This window comes from Halotia branconii CENA392 (assembly GCF_029953635.1).
Taxonomy (GTDB): domain Bacteria; phylum Cyanobacteriota; class Cyanobacteriia; order Cyanobacteriales; family Nostocaceae; genus Halotia; species Halotia branconii.
In genome coordinates this window covers 435,329-447,835 of sequence record NZ_CP124543.1, presented here as the reverse complement: position 1 = coordinate 447,835, position 12,507 = coordinate 435,329, and the positions used below count along the sequence as shown (strand labels likewise).

The 12,507-nt window shown below is 39.1% G+C and carries 9 protein-coding genes and 1 pseudogene; 6 read left to right on the top strand and 4 right to left on the bottom strand.

Annotated features, from left to right (window positions below):
* Positions 1 to 40 precede the first annotated feature (40 nt).
* Together QI031_RS01990 and QI031_RS01985 are read left to right on the top strand one after the other, a co-directional pair.
* The gene (locus QI031_RS01990; protein WP_281483562.1) at positions 41 to 1,468 is read left to right on the top strand and encodes a DUF2157 domain-containing protein; all 1,428 of its coding nucleotides are present in this window, start codon (positions 41 to 43) and stop codon (positions 1,466 to 1,468) included.
* A 248-nt stretch (positions 1,469 to 1,716) separates the two neighbouring features.
* A complete protein-coding gene (locus tag QI031_RS01985; protein WP_281483561.1) occupies positions 1,717 to 2,433 on the top strand; it encodes a GDYXXLXY domain-containing protein in 717 nt (238 codons plus the stop codon).
* A gap of 79 nt (positions 2,434 to 2,512) precedes the next feature.
* Here the strand turns inward: QI031_RS01985 and QI031_RS01980 are convergent, their stop codons facing one another.
* Positions 2,513 to 2,752, bottom strand: coding sequence for a hypothetical protein (locus QI031_RS01980; RefSeq protein WP_281483560.1), 240 nt, complete (start codon positions 2,750 to 2,752; stop codon positions 2,513 to 2,515).
* 514 nt (positions 2,753 to 3,266) lie between these two features.
* Between QI031_RS01980 and QI031_RS01975 the strand changes: the two genes are divergently transcribed.
* The gene (locus QI031_RS01975) at positions 3,267 to 6,398 is read left to right on the top strand and encodes a plasmid replication protein, CyRepA1 family (RefSeq protein ID WP_281483559.1); all 3,132 of its coding nucleotides are present in this window, start codon (positions 3,267 to 3,269) and stop codon (positions 6,396 to 6,398) included.
* Positions 6,399 to 7,097: 699 nt separating this feature from the next.
* Positions 7,098 to 8,158 (top strand): annotated as a pseudogene (locus QI031_RS01970) (IS630 family transposase).
* A gap of 187 nt (positions 8,159 to 8,345) precedes the next feature.
* Here the strand turns inward: QI031_RS01970 and QI031_RS01965 are convergent.
* Positions 8,346 to 8,939 carry a Maf family protein gene (locus QI031_RS01965; RefSeq protein WP_281483558.1) on the bottom strand — a complete coding sequence of 198 codons (594 nt, stop codon included), beginning with the start codon at positions 8,937 to 8,939 and terminating at the stop codon, positions 8,346 to 8,348.
* A 40-nt stretch (positions 8,940 to 8,979) separates the two neighbouring features.
* A complete protein-coding gene (gene psbP / locus QI031_RS01960) occupies positions 8,980 to 9,525 on the bottom strand; it encodes a photosystem II reaction center PsbP (protein WP_281483557.1) in 546 nt (181 codons plus the stop codon).
* A gap of 258 nt (positions 9,526 to 9,783) precedes the next feature.
* Here psbP and QI031_RS01955 point away from each other — a divergent pair, with 258 nt between their 5' ends.
* On the top strand, positions 9,784 to 10,407 hold the full coding sequence (locus tag QI031_RS01955) for a hypothetical protein (protein WP_281483556.1): 624 nt from the start codon (positions 9,784 to 9,786) through the stop codon (positions 10,405 to 10,407).
* Positions 10,408 to 10,539: 132 nt separating this feature from the next.
* On the opposite strand, the gene QI031_RS01950 is transcribed toward QI031_RS01955, so the two are convergent.
* Positions 10,540 to 11,211, bottom strand: coding sequence for a TetR/AcrR family transcriptional regulator (locus tag QI031_RS01950; RefSeq protein ID WP_281483555.1), 672 nt, complete (start codon positions 11,209 to 11,211; stop codon positions 10,540 to 10,542).
* A gap of 298 nt (positions 11,212 to 11,509) precedes the next feature.
* Between QI031_RS01950 and QI031_RS01945 the strand changes: the two genes are divergently transcribed.
* Positions 11,510 to 12,463, top strand: a complete 954-nt coding sequence (locus tag QI031_RS01945; protein ID WP_281483554.1) for a Rieske 2Fe-2S domain-containing protein — start codon at positions 11,510 to 11,512, stop codon at positions 12,461 to 12,463.
* Positions 12,464 to 12,507 lie beyond the last annotated feature (44 nt).

Here is a 12,507-nt window from a genome sequence, read left to right as displayed (position 1 = left end):
ACGACGATCGCCGAATTACCCCACTGCCCTGGAGATGGTCATGGTATTAGATAATTTTCACCAGAAACTACGCAAAGAAATACTATTATGGAGAGACGAAGGAATAATTAGCTCTTCACAATATCAACAACTTGCAGACCGTTATCAATTTAAAAACCTAGAAGTTGATGCACGCGATCGCTCTGGGATGATTGCGATCGCTATAGGTAGTATCCTTTTAAGTTTAGGCGTGATTACCTTTGTCGCCGCCAACTGGCAGGCATGGTCACGAGAAGTTAAATTCATCTTGATGATGAGTTTGTTTTTGACAACTACAATCATTGGTTTTTACACCTGGAACCAAGCAAGCAAAGCTGAAAGCAAGAAACAGCAACGCAGCAAACGCTTATTAGGAGAGGGATTGCTAGTTTTGAGCGCCTTTATCTTAGGTGCAAACATCGCCCTCATGGCGCAGATTTCCAATATTAACGGTTCCACTGCCGAATTGTTTCTCGCTTGGGGATTTGGTGTTTTGTTCATGGCTTACGGTCTGTGCTTAAATTCCTTGGGAATTATGGCAATTATCCTCATACAGATTGGCTATTGGGCGGGACTAGGAGACTTATCTTTTTATTCAACTGTTTCTGGTGAATGGTCTTGGGTGCGGCTGGTGGTAAGACACATGCCTTTATTATCATGGCTACTGTTTGTACCTTTAGCTTATTTTTGCCGTTCGCGTTGGATTTTTTTCTTAGCAGCCCTGATCTTTGCTGTTTCTTTGCAATTAAACCTCAATCCCTTACCATTACTGAATTTTGCTGATGTAGCGCCTTGGATGGCATCTTTTGCTTTTGCCCTGCCACCTGCATTATTCTGGAGTTATGACGATTTACTGTTTCCTACAATCAATTACCGATTATTTCAACCTCTAGCCCGCGATTTAGGGTTGGTGGCTTTTGGGTTTGTCTTTTATGTTTTGTCCTTCCGTTGGCAATGGCAAGCCCCATTTTACAATTCTTATCCGCAAACGAGCAACGCAAGTGTGTTCATGTCTCTTCCCATCATCGATTTAGGGATTCTTAGTGGTTTAGCAGTATTGCAATGGTTGTTTCTACTGCGCCAGAAAAATAATCCTCCCCGCCGAGAAATAGTTTTTACTACAGCAATAATTGCCACTTTTATTGTTTTTATAGCTGTAGTACCTTTTTGGCATCAAGCTATTAGCCGTATTGGTGAACTCGGTAGTTTTATTTTCAACGTACTTTTGGCAGTATTGTCTTGGGGATTAATTCAAGAAGGATTGAAATTAAACAACAGACGTACCTTTTGGGGCGGTATGCTATTGTTCACGTTGCAAATCATTAGTCGAATGCTAGAGTACGACACCGACCTACTTTTTAGGTCACTTGTGTTTTTTATGTGTGGCTCTGCATTAATTAGTGCTGGACTTTGGTTTGAACGTCGCCTAACTACTGCCAGTAGAAAGTGATACAGCAATCCTAAATCATCCATGAAAACTTCTCTTTCCTTTCTTGGCGTTCTTGGCGCTCTTGGCGGTTCGTTAATTTTCCCGGATCTCACACAAAGGCGCAAAGGTTAGGAGTTTTTTATTTTGAATTTTTCAAATTCATACCTCAATTCAGCACTATCATTTTCCCAACTCAGTGTTTAGAGAATCTCTGCGTCAGTCCTAATTCTGCTTTTGATTTACCCCATATTTCTTTTAGGACTACGCTCATGAGAAGTGACTCTTCTGAATCTAGTACAAATAAATCATTGTCTCCCGAAGCGGAATTTTCTAAGAAGCTGACTTTTCGCGATTACTTAATTGCTACCGAACAAAAAGCAAACCAACCTTTACCTTTTTGGCGGCTATTAATTCCCTTAGCAATACAAACAGGAATAATTCTCGCAGTTCCCACCCAAGCAATGTACACTAACCTCGCAGGTAAAGAGGTTATTTTACAAACAGTACCTGTAAACCCTGATGAAGTGCTGCGGGACTATACTTTATCGCTGGACTACAACATCTCCCGCATTGCCAACTTAAGAAGACTTTCTGGTTGGGATGATTTACTTAGGAGAAATCAGAGTAGAAACGGACAATTACTATCAGGAACAAATTTGTATGTGATTTTGCAAGAGCAACAGTCCTTTGGCCGTGGTGTTCCTAGAGCTTGGCGACCAATACGTGTGAGTAGTAATCTCCCCAACTACCTGCCAAATAATCAAGTAGCCTTAAGAGGTGTTTATCAGGATGGTTACGTCATATATGGGATAGAAACATATAATATCCCAGAAGAACAACGCCAGCAGATGAATAACGATATTTTCCGCATTGCCCAACAAAACAGAAGACGGACACGACCTATAGTGGTGAAAGTGAGAGTAGATCCTCAGGGTAAAGCTGTGCCAGTTAGCTTGTGGGTAGGCGATCGCAACTATACTTTTTAGTAGGTTCGTAGTAAGGACTTCAGTCCTTATAAAATCAAGAAAGGACTAAAGTCCTTACTACAAACTCAAACTCTCAAAACTAATCTTCGTGGCGGGCATTCCATGCTGCACCACAAGCCGCCCCTGCCCCTGCTACCAATCCAGTACCCATTCCTTGTATAGTTTTTTGAATAGGGTCTTGAGTCAGACAATCATTCGTTACCTCAGTGGCTTCCAAACAAAGACTGCTCTGCGCCCAACTGGCTGTACCTCCTAAAACTACACCAGCTACACTACAAAAAACAACAAGCAACAATAGGCGTTTAGATTTTCTATCCATAGATGGATGTGTAAAAGATTAAGAATAGTAATCGATCCTCAATTAGTCTACACATATATGCTGCTAATGTCAGCTGCTTTGAAGAAGATTATTTAGCTAGCTTGCGAATTTTAGCGATCGCTTGACTTTTTAAGACAGCCACTACAAACTTTGGATGTTATTTAAACCTCTATTTTAAACAATTCTAGTTACTACTATTGCATTTAATTGAAAAACAAAGTTTAGCAAAAATCAACTTAGTGCCTATGCATCGTTGCTAAATATCAGCCTATGTGTTAATAAATAAAATCGAGAATACACTGATAAATAAAAATTTACAGTAACTAAAAATCACAGTACAAGGTTATTACTTGAGCAAGGCATTCACATAAAACTACTCTCTTCATCACTCACCGATGTATCGTCTAGGACGAAGTAAAAAAAGTATCATTAAATTCTCATGATCTCTGCCATAACAAACGAGCAAATGCATGATAAATTTTAAATCCATCCCATTCCATTCAAGGCTTACACCATGCATCTACATTGCTTACATCCCCAACACCTTGAGGAATTAATTACAGATAGTGGTATAGATTTACACTTAACACAGCTTAATTTTAAATCGCTCCAAGGCGCAAATGCTTATGAGTACCTATTAATTTCTGAGCATTTGCCGCGTACCAACACTGGAATGATTAAAAGTGGATGGTTACAGCGTTACTCTCATATCGCCGCAGGTGGTTGGTGGTGTTCTGGATTAGACCCTTTGAAAAATTGGCAATTAATGGAATGGGGATGCTTTAAGCCGAATCAACCCCGGATGAATCATAAGGGTAAATACATTAAATATGAGCATCCCCCCAGCACACCTACACGAATATTTTGTTTGCGGGTGACGCTATCGGTTTGGCAGCAAGTTTGTGGGCGTTACAATCTAGCTTTACCCACAGATATTGAAATTGACTGTAATGGCGCTGCTGTAGGCTTTTGGCAATGGGTGATGGAACATAATCTACCCATCATTATCTGTGAAGGAGTCAAGAAAGCAGCAGCATTATTAACACAAGGATACGCTGCGATCGCAGTTCCGGGAATTACCAGTGGTTATCGGGTTGTTAAAGATAGATTTGGCAAAGTTATCAATCGGCAGTTGATTCCTGACTTAGCAACATTCGCTATTACCAAGCGCACTTTTTATATTTGCTTTGACTTTGAAACTCAACCCCAAAAAATTGCCGCCGTCAATAATGCAATTGCTCAACTTGGTTGTTTGTTCCAAGAGAAAAAATGCTCAGTCAAAGTTATTGAACTTCCAGGTACAGAAAAAGGTGTTGACGAATTTATCATTGCTAAAGGTGCAAACAATTTTGAGAAAATTTATCGCCAAAGTGTTGATTTAGAAATTTACCTTGCTCAAATTAAACCTCATACCGAGTTAACAATTCCAGCAGCACTCACCATCAACCGACCTTATTTAGGAGAAGTTTCTTTCCCCACTTCTGGTTTAGTAGGAGTCAAATCAGCTAAAGGTACAGGTAAAACCACAGCTTTGCAAACTCTTGTTAATCAAGCAAAAAATAGAAGTCAACCAGTATTATTAATTACTCACAGGATTCAACTAGGAAAATTTTTATGTGAAAAGGTAGGAATTAAATGGGGATTAAATCAGAGTGATTGGTTAACGACATCCGATCAAGAATTACCTATTATTTTTGATCCATTCTTTTTGAATAAATCTGTAGGCTTATGTGTTGATTCTATTTGGAAACTCAATCTTGAAGATTGGCAGGGAGCAATTGTAATTTTAGACGAAGTAGAACAATCTTTATGGCATTTGCTTAATAGTGATACTTGCAAACACAAACGCATCAAGATTCTTAAATTATTTCAGCAACTAATTTCTATAGTTCTACAAACTGGGGGATTAGTAATTGCTCAGGATGCTGATTTATCAGATGTATCCTTAGAATACTTACAGGGGTTAGCAGGCATAAAATTAATGCCTTGGGTGCTAGTAAATCAATGGAAACCGCAACGAGGCTGGGATGTAACTTTTTACGATTCTCCAAATCCTACACCGCTAATTCATCAACTAGAACTAGACTTACTTGCAGGACGTAAATGCTATGTCACTACCGATAGTCGCTCTGGACGTTATAGTTGTGAGACAATTGAACGTTATTTAAAAGAGCGTTTAGAAAAATTACGACAGCAGTTTCCTAAATCTCTAGTAATTAGCAGTCATACCACAAATACTCCTGGTCATGCAGCAGTAGACTTTGTAGCTGCTATTAATCAAAAAATTTCTGATTATAGTGCTGTTTTTGTGACACCCAGCCTCGGTACTGGCATTAGTATTGATGTTCAACATTTTGACCGTGTTTATGGAATTTTTCAAGGAGTAATTCCTGATGCCGAAGCACGCCAAGCATTAGCCAGAGTCAGGGACGATGTACCACGTATTGTCTGGTGTTCTAAACGAGGCATCGGCTTAATTGGTAGTGGTAGTACAAATTATCGTTTGTTGTCTAATTGGTATCAAGAAAATCAAAAAGAAAATTTAGCTTTGCTCAGTCCATTACATAAAATAGATGTGGATTTACCATTGGTTTATGATCCGATTCATTTACGGACTTGGGCAAAATTGTCTGCAAGAGTCAATGCGTCAATTCGTCTTTATCGTCAATCGATGCAAGATGGCTTAACTGCTGATGGACATCAAATTTGGATGCGAAGTAATGCTGTTCACAACAATATTATTCGAGATTTACGATTAGCATTTTTAGCAACTGATCCCAGCGATTTAGCAACGCGCAAAAGATTGATTTTAGAAATTGTTCAAGTTCAAAAAGATTGGTCAGAAAAACGCCAAAAAGCGAAAGAAATCAAACGTCAAATTAGAGATATTAAGCAGCAAAATCAATTATCCTCTGCAATGGCGATCGCAAATGCTAGAGATATTGATTATGTCGAACATGAGCAGCTATTAGCCAAACATACCTTAACTGAAGAAGAACGCAACCAAATTCATAAATATAACCTCCGACAAAGATATGGTGTTGCAGTCACTTCTTTTTTGAAATTGCGCGATGACAAAGGTTATTATTACCAATTATTGGTTCACTATTATCTGACTCATGAAAGTGAGTATTTCCATATCAGAGATCAAAAAGAATGGCATCAGCAATTGTCTTGGGGCGAAGGTAAGGTTTTCCTCCCAGATTTAAAAACCTATACCTGCAAAGTTGAAGCAATGAGGGTTTTAGGAATGCTTCAGTTTCTAGAACCAGAAAGAAGATTTACTGAAAGTGATGCTGACTTGCTGTTACTGAAAGATGTCGCTTTTCAGCATAGTCAACATATTAAAAGAGTTTTGGGTATTGATTTGGTAAGAGAGCAAGAAAGTATTTCGACAATAAAAATACTTGGTAGATTGTTAAACTTATTGGGTTTAAAACTAAAACGAATTAATGATATTTATCAAATTGATCCAGAGACTTTACATGATGGCAGAGAGCAAATATTTACAGTTTGGTATCAACGAGATGAGCTGATGTTAATCAATGATCAAAGGATGGGATGTGAAATGATAAGTTCTCCTCTAAATTACTCGATGAATAATTCACAAACTAATGCTGTTTTCGCTAGCGTTCAGTTTAAATAAAGGGACTAGGGACTAGGGACTGTTTTCAAACCCAAAATAGAACTTATAGTAGTGGCGCGACAAGCTTAATTTGCTGGGTTGATTGAATCTGTAAAATCTCTAAATCATCAAATTTTAGCGATCGCTTTACCCAACATTTTAAGCTTGTCATGCTAGTAGTGGTCTGTCCCATTAATTTTGAGGGTTAGAAGAACGAACCGCAAAGGACGCAGAGAACGCAAAGTAAAGAAAAACTAAAAATGAGTTAACCAATCAAATTTTATGCGATGAACCAGTAGGTTGGGTTAAGCATAGCGCAACCCAACATTTACGTTGCTTTGTTGGGTTTCCTTACGTCAACCCAACCTACAGTTCTGTTTTCGCTAGTGTCCAATTAAAATAAGGGCATTGCCCGCCCAACGCACTGGCTCCTCTTTCACAAGGCTACGGTGTACACACAAGTTGCTGCATCGACATTGTGAATGTATAGCTTGACATTGTGAATGCATTGCCTGACATTGTGAATGTATCGCCTGACAGTGTGAATGTATAGCTTGACATTGTTAATGCATTGCCTGACATTGTGAATGCATCACTTGACATTGTGAATGTTTTTAAAAACTCAATAAATTTTACTAACTGCTTGCCTGACATTGTGAATGCATCATATCATGTCCGGATAATCGCTTACGATAAAAGCAGGGAGCGCAAAGATGAGTCATGCCAAAACGAATTAGTGTAGCCAAACATTTAAGTATTGAAGAGCTAGAAAAACGTTATCGTCAAGCTAAAGATGGCATAGAAAGCCGTCAGTATCAGATTATTTGGTTAGTAGCACAAGGTAAAAAAACGGAAGAAGTAGAGGAAATAACAGGCTACAGCAAAACATGGATATACGGATTGGTAAAAAGATACAACGAATTTGGAGTGGGATACTTAGGCGATCGCAGGCAGTTAAACCAAGGTAAACAGCCTGTAGTGGATGATATGCAACAAGCACAGTTATGGCAGGCATTACAAGAGAAAGCACCAGATGGAGGGCTATGGAACGGTCGAAAGGTAGCAGACTGGCTAACTGAAGTCACAGGAAATCAGATCAGCCGACAGAGGGGATGGGAGATATTACGGCAGATGACTTTTAGACTCAGAGTACCTCGCCCGTCTCACACTAAAAGCGATCATTTTGAGCAAGAAGCCTGGAAAAAAAACTAGCGACACAAGTAAAACAACTCCAAACTATCTATCCAGATGCAGAAGTTCAGTTGTGGTGTGAAGATGAACATCGTTTAGGACTCAAACCGATTTTGCGACGAGTGTATGTACCTGAAGGAGAAACACCAATTGCTGATGTCCATTGGCGGTTTAAATGGTTATGGTTGTATGCTTTTGTACATCCCAAAACAGGAGAGAGCTATTGGTGGATTCTGCCTTACGTGAACACAGAATTGTTTAATCAGGTTTTGGCTGATTTTGCTCGTGAATTTGGATTAGGTAAAAATAAACACATTTTATTAGCTGTTGACCGTGCTGGCTGGCATACCAGTAAAAATTTACAGATTCCTGAAGGACTACATTTAACATTTTTGCCTTCTCACTCACCTGAGTTACAGCCGGCAGAAAGGTTGTGGACTTTGGTGGACGAACCAATCGCTAATCAATCGTTTAACTCACTCAATGATTTGGAGAATATTTTATTTCATCGCTGTCAGTCTTTACTTCAACAGCAAGATTTAATTCGTGGGTTAACTGGTTTTCATTGGTGGCTTCAGATTGGAGTTTAATCGTAAGCGATTATCCGGACATGATATCACTTGACATTGTGAATGTATCGACTAACTCTAAAAGACTTGTGTGTACACCGCAGCTTTCACAAGGGGGAAACAAGAAAATCCTATTCCCTTATGACCTTTCAAACATCCTCTAACAATGTGAGTCTCTAACAAAGACGGATGTTACTAGAATTAGGGACTACTGCCAATAATCAGTGACATCGTATCCCAGTTCTGCCAACATTTGCCGCAGTAAGGGTAAACTGAGTCCAATCACGTTGCTGTGACAACCTGTAATTTTTTCTACAAATAAGCTGCCAAAACCTTCAAGAGCAAAAGCACCAGCACAATTGAGGGGTTCACCTGTAGCGACATAAGCTTGAATCGCGCGATCGCTCATTTGAGCAAAGTAAACTCTTGTCACTTGACACTTGACTAAAGTCTGGTTTTGCAAAGTGTCAATTAACACATGACCTGTATAAAGATCGCCAAAGTTACCTTGCATCAACTGCCAGCGGGCGATCGCATCACAAGCATCCGCTGGTTTACCATAAATCTCACCATTAAGAGCCAAAACTGAATCACAACCCATAATCAAAGCTGATTCAAACTGGGTAACTACAGTTTCAGCTTTGCGTTGGGCTAAAATTTGCACCAACTGTGCAGGTTCACTAAGTTGAATTTGTGACTCATCAAAATCACTAGGTTTAACTATCGGCTCAATACCAACAGTTTGTAGCAAGCGTCGTCGCGCTGGGGAAGCAGAAGCAAGTACAAAAGGTGGAATGACCATAGGGGTAAGAAAACTAATATCCTTAACTATTGATTTTTAACTAATACACTGAAAAAGAATTTACAACCTCTTCCATCATCCGTTGGACTCTCTGCCAACGTCTCTCAGGAATTGAGGCGTTGAAGGTGAAAAGTTTACCACGGCTGACAGCGACGTTAGCTACATTGTGTCGTTGTTCCCGGTTGGGAAGTTTCACCAAATACTCCAGAATGTAATAGGTTTTACCATCAGATTCTTTCTTTACAGCGTTGACTAATTCAGCTGAGCGACCAGAGTCAGGAGGAGCAAGAGCAGCTTTTCCCAGCTTATATCCTACTTCTGTTGGTGTTCCTAGTTCTGTCAAAGTTTTGTCATCTGGAACAGCACTAATAACCACAGACACATTTTCAGATACCTCAATTAAATCGTGGAACACCACATCGGGGCCGTTGGCAACTTTTACCTGTAACCAGCCATTAGGGTATAAAAACTCATAGCCATCAGTAGTATCTACAAAGCTATTAAATCCAGACGCAGCAGCGACACCAGGATTACTCAAGCAGAGGCTTAACACTAATAGCAAAGTCAACGCAATTTGTTTCCACATTTCTACAAATTCCTTTAGGCTGGAGCAATAAAAAGCAAGTGTAATTTATCGTTTACATTGTCCCATCAAATGGGGAACTGGGGTAGAAAGAGGAGCAGGGGAGGCGGGGGAAGCAGGGGAGGCAGGGGAGGCAGGGGAAGCAAGGGAAGCAGGGGAGGCAGGAAAAATAACAACTAGTCTTAATTTATATGGATGTAATACACTACTCTAGCCCCTAGCTTCTAGTCCCTAGTCCCTAGCCCCTAGTCAAGTAAATTTATGCTTACAACTAACGAATTACGCTGGTTTTACCCTGGTACGATACCAACCGACATTAAAATTTGGTTTCAGCAAAATTGTCTGATTGACCGAATGCAACCGCCAGAAGAACGGGAAGATCAGTATCTCTATGCTCCAAAGTGTGATTATTTAGGAATCAAGCTGCGGCAAGGACGACTAGAGATCAAATGGCGCAAAGCAGAGTTTGGTGAAGTACGTTTAGGACAATATGCAGAAGGCAAGGTTGAAAAATGGGCTAAGTGGATGTGCAATGATCCCACAGGAGAAAGTTTTCAACCTGCAATGGTTTTAGAAAATTCAACTTGGATAAATGTCCACAAGGTTCGCTATTCCCAATCTTATAAAGTTTCATCTGACCTTTCAGTACAACAAGTTGTGACTAATGAATCTAACGATAATGGTTGTAATGTAGAAATTACTAATCTAACAATTCAGAGTAATACTTGGTGGAGCCTTGCATTTGAAGCCTTTGGCAAAGATAACCTGCTAATGGACAACCTCAAAGCAACAGCTAATTTAATACTCAAAACTTATCAGGGTTCAAAATTACTGGCTGCAAATTCCTACGCTTATCCTTATTTATTAGGACTTGTTTGTGGCTAACTAGCACACCACAACGAAAAGAAACAACGCGTAACGAATTAGGACTTGTGACAATTGAGAAGCTCAGATCCCCGACTTCTTTGAGAAGTCGGGGATCTTGTTGTTCACGAATGATTCAGGACTGCTATATTATTACGAATTACGCACAGCGTTACTATTATTTCGGACTCCAGCCAAAATGAAATTAATCGCTGCTTGAGTATGCTGCTCAATCATTTCTGGACTCAATAGTTGCAAATCAGGTCTAGTATGTTTGATGTTTTCGTAAGCATTGAAGTATAAGTTACAAATCCCAATAATATGGAGAGTGGTAAGAAACGGATCAATTTGACGAAAACAGCCCTCTAACATACCTCGCTCTAAAATTTTGATGAGATAGGCAAAATTTTCTTGCCAATTCCCTAATTTAAAATACTTTCCCTGATTTTGGTTGGCTTCTTGAAACCAAAGCATTCCTCGGTACGGATGAGCTGCTTCGTAGGCGATCGCTTCTTTTACCAATATCTTTAAGGCTTCTTCTGGTGGAAACTGATCTAGATTTAGCTGCTCAAACCCCTCGTGCATTTCCAGCGCCGGACGTTGCAAAACAGCTTGATATAATCCTTCCTTGCTCTCGAAGTAGTAGTAAATCATTGCTGTGGTGACACCTGCACCTTTGGCGATCGCCTCTGTTCGCGCCCCATTTAATCCATTTTTGGCGAACTCTGCTTCTGCTGCATCCAAAATCTGTTTTTTCGTCGCCTCCGCATCACGCACCTGACGCGGTTTTTTAGATGAGAGTTTTGACTGTATTGAACGACCCACGTTTTTCCATCATCATAACGAGAACATCTTAACTAAAAATTTGGTTAGTAGTTGACATATCAGATGAGATTGATTAAATTAATAACTAACTAACTAAAAAATTAGTTAACTAATTTTTAGCTCAATAATGCAACTAAGCAGCAGCCAAACCGTATTAAGTAGTTTTATAAGCTAGTTTTTCGGGTTTGTAGTGAGTATTTAGCATTGAGAAAATAAGGACTAAAGTCCTTACTACAAACAACTAACTTATCATTGAAATCTTTCATAAATCAAATAATTTAGAACTTTTGGAGTCAAAATGAAATCAATTTTACCTGGCGCACCTTGGTTAATTGCTCACAGATCAATGCTGAAAGTAAATAAACCCCATAAAATCACTTTAAATAGTCAAGATTATGTACTTTGGCAAAACCAAAAAGGTGAAATATTTGCTCTGAATAATATTTGTCCACACATGCAAGCCCCTTTATCATCGGGGTGGATTTGCCAAGAAAGAGATACTATTACTTGCCCTTTTCATGCATTAGAGTTTGATGGCAAAGGTAGACTTTATCACAACGATAAACAAGATAACCAGCCAATTGCTAAACCGTTAGAAATAATTGTTAGTAATGATTGTATTTGGACTTATGGCGGCTTTGAGCCAAGATTACCCATTCCAGATTTGTATGAGAAAATTGCAGATAACTACGAATTAATTGGAGTAACTGGAGAAAAGAGTATTCAGGGTGATTTTTTAAGTAACCTAATGGTTAACTATGACTACAATCACCAAAACGGTACTCATAAAGAAATGTTTAAAATCACATATTGTAATGTCACGTCTTTTGAAGAAAAAGGATACTATGCCAAAGTCGAACAAGAATTAAAACGCTCTAAAAACACATTAAAAGAAATTATCAAAAACCCTGTTTTGGGTATATTTCCTAAAAAACTTAATAACACGCTCGAATACGCTTTTCCTTCAACTACAGTTTTTTTTGCCAAAACACCAATTGCTGAAATTGCTCAGACTCATGTTCTTTATCCAGAAACGGAAAAAAGCACCAAAACTTTTATTTTGATGTATGCCAAACTTAATAATCCTATAATGAAATTACTGTTTAAAAATTCATTTTTACAAGCCGGAGCCACTGTTATCGAACAAGATACAGGTGCAGTTGAAAGTTTATATCCTCGGCAAAAACCCCAAATTAGATTACCAAATGAAGAAATTATGTTTTATGCAGAAAGACTATACCGTGATTGGTAATTAGAGGCTCAGAGATTTAGATCCCCGACTTCTTCAAGAAGTCG

Excerpts from the sequence above, each read along its gene's own strand:
- QI031_RS01990 (WP_281483562.1), top strand. The coding sequence starts at position 41 with ATGGTATTAGATAATTTTCACCAGAAACTACGCAAAGAAATACTATTA.
- QI031_RS01985 (WP_281483561.1), top strand. The coding sequence starts at position 1,717 with ATGAGAAGTGACTCTTCTGAATCTAGTACAAATAAATCATTGTCTCCC.
- QI031_RS01980 (WP_281483560.1), bottom strand. The coding sequence starts at position 2,752 with ATGGATAGAAAATCTAAACGCCTATTGTTGCTTGTTGTTTTTTGTAGT.
- QI031_RS01975 (WP_281483559.1), top strand. The coding sequence starts at position 3,267 with ATGCATCTACATTGCTTACATCCCCAACACCTTGAGGAATTAATTACA.
- QI031_RS01965 (WP_281483558.1), bottom strand. The coding sequence starts at position 8,939 with ATGGTCATTCCACCTTTTGTACTTGCTTCTGCTTCCCCAGCGCGACGA.
- psbP (WP_281483557.1), bottom strand. The coding sequence starts at position 9,525 with ATGTGGAAACAAATTGCGTTGACTTTGCTATTAGTGTTAAGCCTCTGC.
- QI031_RS01955 (WP_281483556.1), top strand. The coding sequence starts at position 9,784 with ATGCTTACAACTAACGAATTACGCTGGTTTTACCCTGGTACGATACCA.
- QI031_RS01945 (WP_281483554.1), top strand. The coding sequence starts at position 11,510 with ATGAAATCAATTTTACCTGGCGCACCTTGGTTAATTGCTCACAGATCA.